Origin of the sequence: Campylobacter sp. CNRCH_2013_0855, assembly GCF_025773025.1 — a bacterium.
Lineage (GTDB): Bacteria > Campylobacterota > Campylobacteria > Campylobacterales > Campylobacteraceae > Campylobacter_D > Campylobacter_D jejuni_C.
Genome location: NZ_JAKMTE010000007.1, coordinates 1 through 16,652 on the forward strand (window position 1 = coordinate 1; position 16,652 = coordinate 16,652).

General features: G+C 29.3%; 18 protein-coding genes. 12 read left to right on the forward strand and 6 right to left on the reverse strand.

The window, feature by feature from the left end:
• The 12 genes from L8X40_RS04970 to msrA form a co-directional block, all read left to right on the forward strand.
• Positions 1-505: DUF2920 family protein (locus tag L8X40_RS04970; RefSeq protein WP_263667458.1), on the forward strand; the 505-nt coding region annotated here is incomplete at its 5' end.
• A gap of 71 nt (positions 506-576) precedes the next feature.
• Entirely contained in the window at positions 577-1,893 is a 1,317-nt protein-coding gene (locus L8X40_RS04975; RefSeq protein ID WP_263667459.1) for an MATE family efflux transporter, read from the forward strand.
• On the forward strand, positions 1,869-2,534 hold the full coding sequence (locus L8X40_RS04980) for a M48 family metallopeptidase (protein ID WP_263667460.1): 666 nt from the start codon (positions 1,869-1,871) through the stop codon (positions 2,532-2,534). Before L8X40_RS04975 ends, L8X40_RS04980 begins: the two co-directional genes overlap by 25 nt.
• 73 nt (positions 2,535-2,607) lie before the next feature.
• A complete protein-coding gene (pepE, locus tag L8X40_RS04985) occupies positions 2,608-3,429 on the forward strand; it encodes a dipeptidase PepE (RefSeq protein WP_263667461.1) in 822 nt (273 codons plus the stop codon).
• Between the two features lie 101 nt (positions 3,430-3,530).
• Positions 3,531-5,045, forward strand: a complete 1,515-nt coding sequence (locus L8X40_RS04990) for a hypothetical protein (RefSeq protein ID WP_263667462.1) — start codon at positions 3,531-3,533, stop codon at positions 5,043-5,045.
• Positions 5,026-7,224 carry a carbamoyltransferase HypF gene (hypF, locus tag L8X40_RS04995; RefSeq protein ID WP_263667463.1) on the forward strand — a complete coding sequence of 733 codons (2,199 nt, stop codon included), beginning with the start codon at positions 5,026-5,028 and terminating at the stop codon, positions 7,222-7,224. The genes L8X40_RS04990 and hypF overlap by 20 nt, the downstream gene beginning before the upstream one ends.
• Positions 7,225-7,287: 63 nt before the next feature.
• Entirely contained in the window at positions 7,288-8,022 is a 735-nt protein-coding gene (gene hypB / locus L8X40_RS05000) for a hydrogenase nickel incorporation protein HypB (protein ID WP_039628341.1), read from the forward strand.
• Positions 8,022-8,303 (forward strand): HypC/HybG/HupF family hydrogenase formation chaperone, encoded by a 282-nt coding sequence (locus L8X40_RS05005; RefSeq protein WP_039618343.1) that lies wholly within the window; start codon positions 8,022-8,024, stop codon positions 8,301-8,303. The genes hypB and L8X40_RS05005 overlap by 1 nt, the downstream gene beginning before the upstream one ends.
• Entirely contained in the window at positions 8,290-9,381 is a 1,092-nt protein-coding gene (gene hypD, locus L8X40_RS05010) for a hydrogenase formation protein HypD (protein ID WP_263667464.1), read from the forward strand. The genes L8X40_RS05005 and hypD overlap by 14 nt, the downstream gene beginning before the upstream one ends.
• A 1-nt stretch (position 9,382) precedes the next feature.
• Entirely contained in the window at positions 9,383-10,354 is a 972-nt protein-coding gene (gene hypE, locus L8X40_RS05015) for a hydrogenase expression/formation protein HypE (RefSeq protein ID WP_263667465.1), read from the forward strand.
• Positions 10,354-10,719, forward strand: a complete 366-nt coding sequence (locus tag L8X40_RS05020) for a hydrogenase maturation nickel metallochaperone HypA (RefSeq protein WP_263667466.1) — start codon at positions 10,354-10,356, stop codon at positions 10,717-10,719. Before hypE ends, L8X40_RS05020 begins: the two co-directional genes overlap by 1 nt.
• The gene (msrA, locus tag L8X40_RS05025) at positions 10,709-11,215 is read left to right on the forward strand and encodes a peptide-methionine (S)-S-oxide reductase MsrA (protein ID WP_263667467.1); all 507 of its coding nucleotides are present in this window, start codon (positions 10,709-10,711) and stop codon (positions 11,213-11,215) included. Before L8X40_RS05020 ends, msrA begins: the two co-directional genes overlap by 11 nt.
• On the opposite strand, the gene L8X40_RS05030 is transcribed toward msrA, so the two are convergent.
• From L8X40_RS05030 to L8X40_RS05055, 6 genes are read right to left on the reverse strand one after another with little or no spacing between them, the layout of a single operon-like run.
• Positions 11,212-11,412 carry a DUF2892 domain-containing protein gene (locus tag L8X40_RS05030; RefSeq protein WP_039668411.1) on the reverse strand — a complete coding sequence of 67 codons (201 nt, stop codon included), beginning with the start codon at positions 11,410-11,412 and terminating at the stop codon, positions 11,212-11,214. The two genes, msrA and L8X40_RS05030, sit on opposite strands and share 4 nt — an antisense overlap.
• A gap of 59 nt (positions 11,413-11,471) precedes the next feature.
• A complete protein-coding gene (locus L8X40_RS05035; RefSeq protein WP_263667468.1) occupies positions 11,472-12,077 on the reverse strand; it encodes a Crp/Fnr family transcriptional regulator in 606 nt (201 codons plus the stop codon).
• Positions 12,078-12,116: 39 nt separating this feature from the next.
• Positions 12,117-12,641, reverse strand: coding sequence for a thiol peroxidase (tpx, locus tag L8X40_RS05040; protein WP_012661493.1), 525 nt, complete (start codon positions 12,639-12,641; stop codon positions 12,117-12,119).
• 60 nt (positions 12,642-12,701) lie between these two features.
• A complete protein-coding gene (locus tag L8X40_RS05045) occupies positions 12,702-14,723 on the reverse strand; it encodes an ATP-dependent helicase (RefSeq protein ID WP_087700578.1) in 2,022 nt (673 codons plus the stop codon).
• Between the two features lie 7 nt (positions 14,724-14,730).
• Positions 14,731-15,972 (reverse strand): ArsS family sensor histidine kinase, encoded by a 1,242-nt coding sequence (locus tag L8X40_RS05050; RefSeq protein ID WP_039618326.1) that lies wholly within the window; start codon positions 15,970-15,972, stop codon positions 14,731-14,733.
• Complete coding sequence (locus L8X40_RS05055) at positions 15,969-16,643, reverse strand: response regulator transcription factor (RefSeq protein WP_039618324.1); 675 nt, start codon at positions 16,641-16,643, stop codon at positions 15,969-15,971. The genes L8X40_RS05050 and L8X40_RS05055 overlap by 4 nt, the downstream gene beginning before the upstream one ends.
• Positions 16,644-16,652: the final 9 nt, after the last annotated feature.

Below are 16,652 nucleotides of genomic sequence, written 5' to 3' on the forward strand. Positions count from 1 at the left end.
AAATTATCCAGAGGCATATTATTCTTATGAAAATATCATGTATTACTATTTTGTAAAAACCTATTGGACACGCAAAGATCCAAACTCACCTTATTATTTTGCTGATGAAAATTATTTAATAAGAGCTTTAGCTAATCCTTCGCATTTAACACTTCAAAGTCAAAAGAATAAAAATATTATTTATGTTAGTTATCATTCACAGACAGACCAAAAAACTCCAGTTGATCATAAAATTTCTATGATGGAAATTTTAAAAGCTTTAAATTATGAAGTAGATTTTCATCTAATAGATGAAAAAGATATAGATGGTAAATTTATTAAAGATTTAACTCATGGGTGTGGAATTCCTGATAAGGCATTATTTAATAAAGAATTACCTATTATGCTTGAAAAATTAAAAGATAAAACATTTAGTATAAAAGAAGATAGTATATCTTATCCTTGTAAAAATAAAGTTTTTACCTTTAAAGATGAAAATGATAAATTTGTTTTAGAGATATTATAAAGCTTATAAAAAGTAATTTTTAAGTAAAATTACTTTTTACTTTCAAAAGATTATTATCAAAAAGAGTATTTATGGCAAGCAAACAACTTTCACTTAAACATCTTAGTATGCCTATATTGCTTGAAATGTTTTTAAGATATTTTTCTTTGATTATCAACACCGTGATGGTTTCGCAGTATTCTAACTTTTTAGTTGGAGCAATGGGTGCGGGTAATCAAGTAGCAGATTTATTTATCATTATTTTTAGTTTTTTAAGTGTGGGTTGTAGTGTAGTGATCGCTCAAGCTTTAGGAGCTAAGGATTACACTCTAGCAAGAAAGGCAATTCATCAAAGTTTATTTTTAAATGCCTTGCTTGGTTTTGTGTGTGGAAGTTTGATTTTATGGCATGGAGAGTTTTTACTCTATCTTTTGCAAATCCCAAATGAGCTTTTAAAAGATAGTGCGATTTACTTGCATATGCTTGGAATTTGTTTGTTTTTTGACGCTATGGGTATAGTTTTGGCTGCTATTATTAGGGTGTATAATATGGCTTATTGGGTTATGTTTACTACCTTATTGATGAATATTGTGATATTTATAGGAAATTTTTATGTATTGCATTTTACTAAGCTAGAACTTTTTGGGGTAGGGCTTAGTAATATACTTGGGCGTTTGGTAGCCTTTAGCATGCTTGTAGCAATACTTAGTTTTAAACTCAAAATTCATCTTAAAATCAAAGAGATGATAAGCCTTGAAAAAGTAGTACTTAAAAAGATTTTTAATATCGGTGGTTTTGCAGCAGGAGAGCATTTGATATGGTTTATACAATACACCATAGCTTTTGCTTTTGTAGCAAGTTTGGGTAAAGAAAATTTAAGCGTTCAAACGATTTATTTTCAAATTTCTTTGCTTATCATGCTAGTAGGACAAGCTATAAGCGTGGCAAATGAAATTATCATAGGTAAGTTAGTCGGTGCAAAATACTTAAATGTAGCCTATAAACATACTTGGATAGCTTTGTATTTTAGCGTGGTTGCAAGTGCTTTTGTAGCTTTGCTTAATTTTGTTTTGCAAGATTTTACCATGGGTGTAGTAAAGCTTGAAGAAAGCTTAAAAGAACTTATGATACCACTTTTTACTCTTTCTATTTTCTTAGAAATCTCAAGAACTTTCAATATAGTCATGGTAAATTCACTAAGAGCAAGCGGTGATGCGAGGTTTCCGTTTTTAAGTGGAGTGGTGTTTATGCTTGGGGTTTCTTTACCAGTTGGTTATGTGTTTTGTTTTTATGCTGGACTTGGAATTTTAGGAGTTTGGATAGGTTTTTGTGCAGATGAGTTTTTGCGTGGCATAGTCAATTCATATAGATGGAAAAGTAAAAAATGGCAAGGCAAAGCACTAGTATAAAAGGAATTTTAGAATTTAAAGAATTTCGTTTTGCTTTTGAAAAGAAAAGACTTAAATACTTAAGACTTAGGATAGATAGGGATTTAAATTTCAAGCTTAGCATACCGCTATATTATGAGCAAAGAGATGTTTTAAGATTTTTAGAAAAAAATGAAAGTTGGATTAGAGCCAAAGAAAAAGAACTTTCTTTAAAAAGAGTAGTTTTAGCAAGTGATGAGTTGTATTTTTTAGGTAAAAAATACAAGCTAGTTTTTAACGAAAATCATAAAAAAGTTCTCATAAAAAAAGATAAAATTTTTGCAAAAAATGAAAAAGATTTAGATCTTTTCTTAAGACGTAGCGCTAGAGTGATTTTTGAGTATTTTATAAAAAAATGGCAATTTGTCTGCAGGAGAAAAGTGCAAAGAATTTGCATTAAAGAAATGATCTCAAGATGGGGTTCTTGCAATCATCAAAAAGCATATATAAACTTAAATTTAAAACTCATGCAAAAACCTATAAAAGCTATAGAATATGTGATTTTACATGAACTTACACATTTAATCTACCCACATCATCAAAAAGAATTTTATGATTTTTTATATAAATTTATGCCTGATTATAAAGCAAGAGAAGTTTTTCTAAAAAGTCTTATTTTTTAACAAGAATTTATTTTAATTTAAAAAAATATTTATTAAAATAAATAGTTTTTAAATATCTTTTAAAGGAAAAACAATGAAAAGAAGAAATTTGTTAAAAGTAGGTGCTTTGGGTTTAGCTGCTATGCTTTTTAGCGGGGTGGCTTTAAATGCTAATGATGTGGTTAATTTTCCAAAAGATAAGCAAAAAGCTTTACTACTTTCAAGTTCAGGTTATAAAGACACTGGGTATTTAAACCATGCTTTACCTTGGCTTAAAGAATTTGTTGAAAAAAACAACTTAAAAGGTAAAAAAGTAGCATTTATACCTTATGCGGGTGTTAGAAAAACTTATGAGCAATATGAAGCACAAGTTGCTAAAGCTTTAGAAAGTTTAGAACTTCAAATAATTAGCGTACATAGAGGAAATGCTGTTGATATTGTTAAAAGTGCTGATGCGATTTTTGTAGGGGGCGGAAATACTTTTGAACTTGTAAATCAACTTTATAATAATAACCTAGTAGAACTCATTGCAAAAAGAGTAAGTGAGGGTGTGCCTTATGTTGGTTGGTCAGCAGGCTCAAACGTAGCAGGTGCAACTATGATGACAACTAATGATATGCCTATAGTTGAACCAAAATCATTCAACACTTTTAATATCTTCCCTCATCAAATCAACCCACATTTTATCTCAGGCAAACCAGTAGGACACAATGGTGAAAGCCGTGAAGAAAGACTTGAAGAGTTTTTGATTGTTAATCCTAAAGTAGTGGTTTATGCTTTACCTGAAGGTGTTGCATTGTCACTTGATGGTAAAAAAGCAAAAGTTTTAGGTATGGATAAAAATGCTCCACTTTTAAAACTTGAAAACAAAAAAGAAATTCAAAAAATCGCTATCGGTTCTGAATTTAACTACTAAAATAACAAGCTATCTATATTTTAGATAGCTTGTTTAAGCTTTCCTTAGAATTAAAATTGTTATATTTATGCTTTAGAAATTTTAATTTTAAGGTTTTAAACTTGCTTTTAGAAATTACTTTTGATTATAAATCTAAAAACGATATTTTTGAGTATTTGTTAGCTTATTATGCTAAAGATTATGTGTATAATTATGAGCAAAAAGATGAAAAAATCATCATTAAGATTAAAGGCGAAAAAGATGAAATTCAAGCCTTTTGTTCTAATTTAGAAAATATCAGCCATAGTGTTTTTTTAAACAAATTTGACTTAAAAGTTATAGAAGAAGATTTTACACCTATAAAAAAAGAAAAAACCTTCACTAAAAGAAGTTTTTTAACAAGACTTAATGCAAATGCTTATACCAATGGCGAGCTTTTAGAAAATGAATGGGGTATTTTTGTAGAAGAAGAGTTCAAAATAGAAGAAGATTTTATAAAAATCACTAAAGAAAATTTCTGCGATAATTTAAAAAAAGCCTTGGAAAAATTAAAAAACAAAGAAAAAATACATTTTAAAAGCTCAAAAGGAATATATGCTTTTGAAATTTTTAATGAAACATTAGATGATTTTTTAATACCTTGTGACCCAAAGCATATTAATGCGTTTTTTTCCTGTAATAACGAGCAGTTTAAAATCTTAGCAGGGGTTGAAAAGCCTCTAATGAAACTTAAATTTAATGCTATTTTTAGGCAAAATCATCAATTAAATCATGAGTATTTTAAAATAAAAATATACGATAATCTTTTCTTGTTTGCCTTGTGTTTTGAGCTTGAAAAAGAGGGAATTAAGTTTTTAAATTTTAAAAAGTTAGAACATTTTGAAGATGATTTTGAAATGGCTTTAATCGAAAATGAGCTAGTAGTTTGCAGGGGTTATGATTATATTTTACCTGAGTTTAAAAATTTGATTTTTCAAAAAGAAGATAAAAATTTTGCAAGAATTTCTTGTATATTGTCTGATTTTAAAGACAAAAAGCCTTTGCTTTTAGAACTTAGTAAAAAATATGATGATATTATTTTACTCGATAAAGAAATCAATCTTTTAAAACTAAATTTACCAAAAAGCTTTGATGAGTTTTATGAAACTATAAGTCAAGATGATGTTGCTAAGAGATTATTAGCTAATTATGAAAAAGAATTTACCCTAGTGCGAAAAGAACTAAACATGGCTAATAATTTTTTTAATCTTTTTGGCATGGTAGGGATGATTTTAGAGCTTGGTGAAGACGAGAAAAAAGCAGCATTAGCGCTTTTGGCCTTAGCAGATGAGAGTAAAATGGCAAAAGGCGTTAGGATAGATTTTAAGCTTAATGAGCAAAAAGAATTTGATTATACTAAGACCTTAAGAAGCGTGATGAGTTTTAAGCTTGCTGGAGTAGAAAATCAAATCATAGCCTTAGGTGTTGTTGAGAGCTTGGCGTATTTTTTAAGAGATTTATTTGATGATTTAAAAGCTAAAGAACAAGTTGATTGTGCCGTGCTTAGTGGGAGCTTGTTTGAACACAAAAGCCTTAGTAAAAATGTATTTAAACACATACCATTTTTTAAGTTAAGTGATGTCCCACTTTGGATATGAAATTCATATTAAAGGGCTAGTGCAAGGCGTTGGCTTTCGTCCTTTTGTTTTTAATATAGCTAAAGAGCTTAATTTAAAAGGTGAAGTTTATAATAATAGCTTAGGAGTTGTTATAATCCTTGAGTGTAGTAATGATGAATTAGAAATTTTTAAAGAAAAACTTTTTGCTAATTTACCGCCTTTAGCTAGGATAGATGATTTTAGCTTTTCTTATAAAAAACTTCAAAAAACTTATAATGAATTTAGTATAAGTACTTCACAAGATAGTGAAAAATTTAGCCCGATTTTAAGTGATTTTGCTCTTTGTGAGGATTGCTATAATGAATTTTACGATGAGAAAAATCCGCGATTTAAATATCCTTTCATCACTTGCACAAATTGCGGGCCAAGATTTTCTATTATAAAAAAACTCCCATATGATAGAGTTAATACGACTATGGATGAGTTTAAAATGTGTTCTTTTTGTCAAAGCGAGTATGAAGATCCTGCTAATCGTCGTTTTCATGCCCAACCACTCTCATGCCCAAAATGCAAAATTACTATTTTTTTAAAAGATAAAAATCAAAATATTTTAGCCAAAGATGAAAAAGCTTTTATCTTGCTTGCAAAGCTTTTAGAACAAGGTAAAATCATAGCTTTTAAAGGTATGGGTGGGTTTCATTTAATTTGTGATAGCACAAATGAAAATGCTATAAATGAACTTAGAATACGCAAAAATCGCCCTAAAAAGCCTTTTGCTATCATGGTAAAAGATCTTAAAATGGCTCAAGAATTAGCTTTTATTAATGAAGCTGAAGCAAAACTTTTAACTTCAAATTTAAAACCCATAGTTATTTTAAATAGCAAAAATATCCATAAAAGCTTAGCACCAGATACCAATAAAATAGGTATTATGTTAGCTTATATGGGAACGCATTTAATGCTTTTTGAGCACTTTAAAAAACCTATCATTGCAACTAGTGCTAATCTAAGCTCACAAAGCATTATTTATGAAGAAACAAAACTTTTAGAGCAACTTAGTGATGTATTTGATTTTTATCTTGATTATGATAGAGTAATACATAATTCAAGCGATGATAGTATTGCTCAAGTAATTGGCAAAGAGGTGATGTTTTTAAGGACTTCAAGAGGTCTTAATCCACTTTATATCAACACAGCAGGTATTTTTAATGTAAAAGAAAATATTCTTGCTCTAGGAAGTGAATTAAAAAATGAATTTGCATGTTTTTTTAAAAATCAAATTTTTATTTCTCCTTATATAGGTGATATGAAAAGTTTAGACATACAAGAGAGATTTTTTAAAGTTTTAACTTTTTTTCAAAACTCTTATAAACTAAATTTTGATCATATTTTAAGCGACAAACATCCACAATTTAACTATGTAAAAGAATTTAAAGATTATAAAAATTTTGGCGTGCAACACCACTATGCGCATTTGTGCGCTTGTTTATTTGAACACAAAATTTACAAAAATGATGTTTTAGCTTTTGTTTTTGATGGGACAGGTTATGGGGATGATGGAAAAATTTGGGGTGGGGAGATTTTTAGAGCGAATTTAAAAAGCTATGAAAGACTAAATCATTTTAAAAATTTCAAACTAATTAATGCAGATATTAAAAATATCGCAAATTTAGCTTTTGCTTTGATTTTTGATTTTAATTTAGAAAGCAAAGCTAGTGAGTTTTTAGCTAAATTTTCTCAAGTAAAATTAGACAACCTTAAAAAAATTCACTCTCAAAGCTCTTTATATACAAGTTCTCTTGGTAGGATTATTGATGCTTTTGGCGCGCTTGCTTTTGATATACAAAAGCTTGATTATGAAGCACAAATTGGACTTTTGATGGAAAAATATTATGATAAAAATCTTGATTATAGTTATAAATTTGATATCCAAGAAACAGAAATTTGCTTTAAAAATGCCTTTTTACAAGCTTTAGAAGATAAAGATAAGGTTAAAATTAGCACAGGTTTGCTTAATGGCATTGCAAATTTAATTATAGAATATTCAAAAGATTTTAAAGAAGAAGTGCTTTTGTGTGGCGGAGTATTTCAAAATAAAACCTTACTTGAAATTTTAGATCAAAAAAATTTTGCTTATAAAACTTCTTTGCAATTTCCTTGCAATGATAGTTCTATTGCACTTGGACAACTTGTACATTATTTATCTTTAAAAACTTAATAAAACTCATATTTTTTTAATACTTTTTTATATACAATAAAATAAAAAGATAAAGGAAAGATTATGTGTAAAGATTGCGGCTGTTCTATTAATGGACATGAACATCATCATGATCACCATCATGAAAATCCAGCTTTAAAAGATGAAAAAACTATTAATGTTATTAGTAAAATTTTATCAAAAAATGATCATCAAGCAGCTCATAATAGAGAGCATTTTAATGAGTATAATACTCTTTGTATTAATCTAATGAGTTCTCCAGGAAGCGGTAAAACAACGCTTTTAGAAGAAACTATAAAAACTTTAAAAGATGATTTAAAAATAGCTGTGGTTGAAGGGGATTTAGAAACTAATAATGATGCAAATCGCATTATCAAAGCAGGAGGCTTAGCTCATCAAATTACCACAGGACAAACTTGTCATTTAGATGCTTTTATGGTGCATGAAGCTTTACATCATTTTAAACTTAGTGAACTTGATATAGTATTTGTTGAAAATGTGGGAAATTTAGTATGTCCTGCAAGTTATGATTTAGGCGAGCATTTAAATGTAGTTTTACTTTCAGTAACAGAAGGTAGTGATAAGGTAGAAAAATATCCAGTGATGTTTAGAAAGGCTGATTTATTAGTCATTACTAAAGCTGATTTAGCTCAGCATTTTGACTTTGATTTTAAAGCAGCTTCCATGGCTGCTAAAAGGCTAAATCCTAAAATAGATATTATGATTTTAGATAGCAAAACAAAAACAGGATTTGATCTTTGGATAAATTATCTAAAAATGAAAAAGGAGCTTAACTAATGTGTCTTTCTATACCTTCTAAAATTTTAGAAATTGATGAGCTAAATTCAGCTATAGTAGAAACTTTAGGGGTTAAAAGAAGAGTGAGTTTAGACTTGATAAGCGAACCTTTAAAGGTAGGTGATTATGTGCTTATACATGTAGGTTTTGCTATGGAAAAAATTGACACTCAAGCTGCACAAGAGAGTTTAAAAATTTATACAGATATAGCAGAGAAAATGCAAAATGGACAAATCGATGAAAATGAAGGTGATATGGGGCTAAAAAATGGATTTAATTAATGATTTTAGAGATAAAGAAAGAATTTTAGCCCTAAAAGAACTTATTGCTTCTAAAATTACTAAGCCTATTAATATCATGGAAATTTGTGGTGGACATACGCATAGTATTATGAAATTTGGTTTGCCTGATTTATTACCCAAAGAAATTAATTTTGTGCATGGTCCAGGTTGTCCTGTGTGTGTTATGCCAAGAGAGCGTATTGATGTGGCTTTAAAGCTTGCAAGTATGCCAAATACTATCTTTTGTGTATTAGGCGATATGCTTAAAGTGCCAGGAAGCTATGAAAGCTTAATTGACCTTAGAGCTAAAGGAGCTGATATTAGAGCGCTTTATACACCTTTGGATGTGATAGATATAGCTTTAAAAAACCCTGAGAAAAATATCATCTTTTTTACCATAGGTTTTGAGACAACTACACCTATGAGTGGGGTGATTATAGAAAAAAGTATAGCCTTAAATTTAAAAAATTTATTTTTTCATATTAATCATGTATTAGTTCCACCCGCAGTAGAAGCTATCATGCAAGATGAAAATGTAAAAATTGATGCCTTTTTAGGACCTTCTCACGTAAGCGTTATCACAGGATCAAACATTTATGAACCTATTGCTAAAAAATACAAAACCCCTATAGCAGTGAGTGGTTTTGAGCCAGTTGATATAATGCTTAGTGTGTTAAATATAGTAGAGCAAATGAATGCAAATACTTTTGAAGTTTATAATGAATATCACAGAGTAGTTAGCAAAGAGGGAAATTTAAAAGCCAAAGCTTTAGTAGAAAAATACTTTAAGCCTTGTGATTTTGAATTTAGAGGTCTTGGAGTGATTGTAAATGGGGGGCTTTGTTTAAAAGATGAATATGCACACTTAGATGCTAGCAAAGTGTTTGATTGTAAAGTGCAAAGTAAAGATGAAAGCAAAGCTTGTATTTGTGGTCAAATTTTAAGAGGCTTAGCTAAGCCTTATGATTGCAAGGTATTTGCAAAAGCTTGTACTCCAAAAAATCCCATAGGTAGCTGTATGGTTTCTAGCGAAGGAGCTTGTGCGGCTTATTATAAATATTATCAAGATAAGGCATAAAATGAAGCAAATTACTTTAGCCCATGGTGGCGGTGGCGAAGAAATGAATGCTTTGGTAAATGAAATTTTTTCTATTTTTGAAAATGATGTTTTAAAAGAAGCAAATGACGCTGCTATTTTAGATGATTTGGCTTTTAGCACTGATTCTTTTGTGCTAAATCCTATCTTTTTAAAAGATATAAATATAGGAAAATTAGCAGTTTGTGGTAGCGTAAATGATGTATTAATGGTGGGAGCAAAACCGCTATATTTATCGCTAGCTTTGATTTTAGAAGAGGGTTTTGAGATAGAAAAGTTAAAAATTATACTAAAATCTATAAAAGAAGAATGCGATAAAGCGGGAGTAAAACTAGTTTGTGGAGATACTAAAGTTGTTCCTAAAAATAAAGGCGATGAAATATATATTAATACTTCATGTATAGGTAAAAATATACAAAAAATCAACACCAAAGACTTAAAAAGTGGTTGTAGTATATTAGTTTCAAGGGATATTGGAGCTCATGGTTGTGCGGTTTTGGTTGAAAGAAATAATTTAGAGGCAAATATCCAAAGTGATTGCAAAAGCTTAAAAGATGAAGTTTTAGCACTTTTAAATGCAGATATTTCTATAAAAGCAATGCGTGATGCTACGCGTGGTGGACTTAGTGCGGTTTTAAATGAATGGGCTAAATTAAGTAATTTAGAGTTTTTAATATATGAAGAAAAAATCCCAGTTTGTGATGAAGTTTTAGGGGTTTGTGAGCTTTTTGGATATGAGCCTTATGAGCTTGCAAATGAAGGAACTTTTATTGTTTGTGTAGATAAAAAAGATGAGCAAAAAGCATTAGAAATTTTAAAACAATTTAATGCTAATGCAGCCATTATAGGTGAAATCACAGCTAATGAAAAAGCAAGAGTGGTTTTAGAAAATGCTTATGGAGCAAAACGCATTTTAGAAGCTCCAAAAGGCGAACTTTTACCAAGAATTTGCTAATGCATGAGTTAAGTATTACAGAATCATTACTAGAGCTTTGCGAAGAATATGCTCAAGGAAAAGCTATTGAAGAAGTGCATGTTAAAATAGGGCGCTTAAGCGGGGTTGAACCTCCACTTTTACAAAGAAGCTTTGAAACTTTTAAAGAAAATAGTCCTTTGTGTAAAAATGCTAAATTTATTATGCATATCCAAGAAGTAGTAGTTGAGTGTCAAAAATGCCATTTTAGTGGAGTGCTTGAAAATAATATCTTTTGGTGCCCAAAATGCGAAGATAAAGATTTAAAAATCATAGACGGAGAAGAACTTTATCTTATGCAACTTGTTTTAAAAGAAAACGAGGATTTAGAAAATAATGACAAATAAAGAAATCATCTTAGGTGCGGGTTGTTTTTGGTGTACTCAAGCTGTGTTTGATGAAATTAAAGGTGTAGTTTATACAGAAGTAGGTTATAGCGGTGGTAAGCCAAATCCAAGTTATGAAAGCGTGATAAATGGCGATGGAAATATAGAAGTAGCTAAGATAGTTTATGATGAAAAACGAATTTCATTAGAAAAAATCTTAGAAATTTTTCTCAAAATGCATGATCCAACAAGCTTAGATAAACAAGGTGCTGATGAGGGGATGCAATATAGATCAGTTATTTTTTATCAAACTAATGAGGAGTTAAAAATTATTAGCAATTTTTTACAAAAAGTACAAAAACATTACGCTAAAGCTATAGTTACACAAGTTTTAAAATTAGAAAAATTTTATAAGGCTGAGGATTATCATCAAAAATATTTTAAAAATAATCCCAATCAAGCTTATTGTAGATTTGTCATTACACCAAAGCTAGAAAAACTAGTAAATCATTCCTAATTTTTCTTTTTAGAAATAGGGCAAACCCCAAGTGGACAAGCTTGTTTTCCACTAAGCACTCTTATAGGACAAACAGCAAAAATACCTGTTAATAAAGGAATTAAACCCAATAATCCCCACCAAGTTGAAAAATAAACCCCTAAAGAAAACACCACTATGGCTAAAGCTATTCTTAACACTCTTTCTAATTTACTCATAATTTCTCCTTTTTTTGTTGATATTATAAATAAATTTTAAAAGTATTTCTGTGATAAAGTTACAAAGAAATTAGTATTATTTTAGATCTTTCAAGTTTGATTTTACCTTCATTTTCTAATTCTTTTAAAATTCTTGAAACAGCTTCTCTAGCGCTTCCTAAGTGATTAGCTAAAGCTTCATGAGTAATTTTTAAAGTATTATTACTAGCATTTTCTTTTAAAAAATCACAAATTCTAGAAGATAAAGGCATAAATAAAGCTTGTTCTAAAACTCTGATTAAGGTATTAAAACGCTTGGTGATTAAACTTAAAACATAATTATTAATTTTTGGGTATTTATCTTTTAAAATTTGAAAAATCGATGAGGGGATGATGGCTATACTTGTATTTTGAGTACTTTGTATAAAAACATCATAAGATATGCCATCCATATTACACTCAGAGCAAATAATGCATTCATCATTTTCTTTAAGGTGAAAAAGTGTTATTTCTTTTGCATTTGGAGTTAGAATAAAAGCTCTGAGTTCACCTTTTAAAATTTTTATAAATCCTAAACATTTATCATTAACCTTAAAATCTTTTTCAATGTTTATTATTTGTAAGTGTTCTTGTATGAGTTTGAGATCTTGTTTTTCTATTTCAAAACGAGAAAGAAAATTTTCCATATTTTTAAGTTTTAAAAGCCTATAAAAGGCTTTTAAATTTTAGTGGCAACCACAACCACCACATCCACAACTTTGACCAAAGAAGCTTTCTAGAGCTTGCATATTTGGAAGTTCTGTTACTTCATTTACTAATTCTTTATAAGCAACCACACCATCTTTAACTACAAACACCGCTCTAGCTAAAATTCCCTCAAGTGGACCATCAGCCATTAAAACACCATATTTTTCACCAAATTCTTTAGAAACAAAATCACTTGCAACAGTTAAATTATCTATACCCTCAGTTGAGCAAAAACGACCCATAGCAAATGGTAAGTCCATACTAACTACGATTACTTCCACACCGCTTGCTGCTGCCTTTTTATTAAATTCTCTAGCTTCGGTTGCACATACTGGAGTATCAAGACTTGGCACGCTAATAATAATTTGAGTTTTACCTTTTGGAGCAATTTCAACACCTGAAAGATCTTTAGCTTTTAAAGTGATATTTGGAGCCATATCGCCAACTTGAATATTATTTCCTTTTAAATTTACTTTATTTCCTTTGAATAATACACTATTCATTTTTTCTCCTTGAATGATTTTTATTAATCATAATATAAAAAGATTAATAAAGTCTTATTTTTATTCTTCTTTACACATACCTGCTTCGATTAGAAAACACGAAGGTTGATAATTGCTTTTTTTAATCTTATCATATTTTGCATAGCTTAAGTATAAAGTATCCTTAGCTCTAGTTACTGCTACATAAAAAAGCCTTCTTTCTTCTTCTAAACTCCCACCCATACTCATGAGTTTTTGATTAGGAAATCTTCCTTGTGCAAGATCAATTACAAATACAAGTTCAAACTCAAGCCCCTTACTAGCGTGTATACTTAAAAGATTAACCCCACTACCACTACTCATTTCACTAGCACCAAGAGTAAGAAAATTATAGTATTTGTAATTATCACTATAATTTTTAGCAAGTTCTTTTAATACAAACATTTTTGCATTGATTTTTTCTAAAATTTCATTTTTTTTATTTAAATCAACATTAGAGTTTTTATTAGTCGCTCTTTTGGTTGCTAAAATATCACAAATTTCTTTAAAATAATCATTTTCTAAGATCAAATTTACAAGTTGAGTTGAAACCTTACACTCGCTTGCTTTTTTAATAAAAAGATAAATTTTTTCAAGATTTTTAGCACAAAACTCGTTAATTTTAGGAAGGCTTAAAATAGGATGGGTGTTAAATTCGCTTTCTAGATTAAACCTTGAAGGCGAGGCTAGCTCCTCAATATCATCAAAAAGTCCTAGTTGATAACTTTGTTTTTTGTATTTTTTTAAACTCACACTACTATCAGGATTTAAAAAGCCTTTAATCAAACTAGAATGCCCTAATTTCAACAAAGCGTCAAAAATATCTTTTGCTAAAACCCCACCAACTCCTTTGGTGTATTCAAGTAAATGTATAAAAGCCATGATATCTTTTGGATTAAGCACGATTGCAAGCATAGAGCAAAAGTTTTTAACTTCCAAGCTTTCAAAAAAGCTTCCCCCACCTTTTCTTTTGCTTGCTATACCAAGTTCTCTTAAGGCAACTTCTACTCCATCTGCACTAGAATTGTTTCTAAAAATAACAGCAATTTCATCAAGATTAACACCGCTTTGTAGGATTATTTTTGCTATGGTAGAGTATTGATCAAATAATTCATTAAAAGTTAGCAAACTTGGAGCTTTAAAATCTCCTTCCCTAGTTACAATTAATTCTTTAGGATATAATCTTTCATTGTTTAAAATAACCTTATTAGCTAGCGCAAGTATATTTTTACTAGAACGATAATTTTTATTTAAAGTAAAAATATTTGCATCGATAAATCTATCTTTAAAACTTCCTATAATAGAAATATCAGCCCCATTAAAAGCATAGATACTTTGATCATAATCCCCCACACAAAATAAACTTTTACTTTTAAAAGCATCAATTAATGAGCCTTGTAAAGTATTAGTATCTTGATACTCATCTACTAAAATCTCATCAAATTCAAAATGATGTGAAGCTAAAACATGTTTTAATTTGATTAATAAATCATTAAAATCCACATAGTTAAAACGTGCTTTTTCTTCTTCATATTCTTTTAAAATATCTTCATAAATTTCAGCATAAACAGCTTGTTCATCATAGTTTTGACAAAACCAATTATAAAATTCATCTAAATTTGCATTAGTATTTTGAAATAAAGAATATACATCATACAAATAACTTGGCATATAAGGTTTAGTATCACTTAGATGATGAAAAGTGCGTTTTTCAAAAATAGAACGTAAAAGAATTTTAAGCTCACTTGCAGGTTTTAAAATAATATCATGATTTAATTCTTTAAGCAGAGAATAAGCAGTGCTATGAAAGGTTCCTGCTGTGATTTTTGAAGTAATGCTTTTATCAAAATATTTACCAAGTCTTTCTATCATTTCCTTACTAGCTTTGTTTGTAAAGGTTAAAAGCATAATTTTTTCAGGCTTTATACCATTTTGAAGTAAAAAGGCTATTCTTGCAACTATAGTTGAAGTTTTACCTGTACCTGCACTTGCTATGATAAGATTGTGTCCAAAAGGAGCACTAGCGGCTTTGTATTGTTCTTCATTTAAACGCGATAAGGGCATGAGCTTCCTAGTTTAAAATTATATTTTGTATATCATTAAAATAAAAATGATTGATACCGTCTTTATATTCATAATAAAGCGTAAGTTTATGAGAGTCTAAAATAGTCTTAACAATGTATAATCCAAGTCCAAAACTATCTTTGTTTTTCTTTCCTTGCGTAAAGGCTTGAGTGTAGTATTTTAAGTCTTTATCTAAGGCTTTTCCTTTGTTTTTAAAGCAAAGATAATCTTTAGTTATTTCTATGGTAACGCAATTTTCATCAGAGTATTTTGTCGCATTATCTATCATATTTTTCATCGCAGTAGTAAAGAGTTTAAAATCCACATTGACACTAAAACTTTCTTTGATGCTAATTTTTACCTTTTCATCATCACTCATAGCTATATCTTTAGCTTCATCTAAAAGATCTAAGATATTGTATTTTTTTAAATTAATCAAACCAGCACCTGAGGTAATTTGTTCAATCGCTGCAAATTCATTAATCAAAATTTCCAAACGATTAAAAGCGCCTACTAATCTTTCTTTATATTTACTATCTTCAAGCATTTCTAAAGTAATTAAACCTTTAGTGATAGGAGTTTTTAACTCATGCATAATATTTCTTAAGAAAAACTGCCTTGAAGTGTTTAGTTTTTGAATTCTTAAAATAGATTCATAAAAGGCTGTTGCTACTTGAGAAATTTCATCATTACCTTTACTGACATTTTGAATTTCATTGAGTTTATTTTCGCCAAATTTATCTATTTGTCTTTTTAAAGCTCTAAGTGGTTTTAATTTTCTAATGATAAAAATATATAAAATCAATAAAACCATTACTACTATGCTAGCAATAAGCTTAATCACAAAATAACGATAACCTTGATATTCTAAATCTTTGTACAAATAAAGTTTTCCATCAAAGATGATTTTTAAGTACACATTATCTTCTAAAGTAATAATTTCAACTACACCCGTGCTAGTTTGAGCACGTGCTATAGTTTCAGCCTTGTAGATAATTTTTCTTATAGAAGATGGCGCGGTTAGTTCTATCATTTTGTAATTTTTTGTTTGCTCATAAAATTCTTTTTCACTAATTACACGATTAAAATACAACAATCTTGCATTAGCTATAAAAGAATATTTCGCATTAAGCTCATTAGTGTAATTTTGTTGATCATATTTTATAAGCCATAAAAATGCCAAAATCACACTAACACTAGCAAGTAAGAAAACAAAGGTTATAGTATAAAAAATCGATGATTTGTTCATTGAGTTAATTTATATCCTATGCCTCTGATTGAGTGAATATATTTTGGAGTTTTAGGATCATCTCCGATTTTTTGTCTGATTCTACTAATGATTACATCTATGCTTTTATTGCTAGAGTCTTCACTAATAGAGCTACAATTATACACAAGTTCTTCACGGCTTACCACTCCACCTTCTTTTTTAATCAAATAACTTAAAATATCAAATTCAGCATTAGTAAAGCTAATTTCTTGATCTTTCATGGTAATAGTGTGTTTATATTTATCATATACAAGATCTTTTTTAACTTGAGTTTGAGCGGTTTTGGTGTTTGAAATTCTTCTTAAATGACTTTTAATTCTTGCTTGAAGTTCTTGAGGATTATATGGTTTTGGTAAATAATCATCAGCACCCAAATCAAGCGCAGCAACCTTATCGCTAATATCATGTCTTGCACTTGAAATGATAATAGGTGTATCATATTTTTTACGAATTTCCTCGCATACTTCAAGTCCATCAAGTCCAGGCAAGCTTAAATCCAAAATGATTAAATCATAAGGATTTAAAGCAAGTCTTGAAAGACCTATATAAGGCTCATGAGCAATATCTACTTTCATATCAAATTGCTCTAAATATTCAGCTATAATCTCTGCTAATTCTAAATCATCTTCTATCATTAAAATATTTGTCATTTTTTTCCT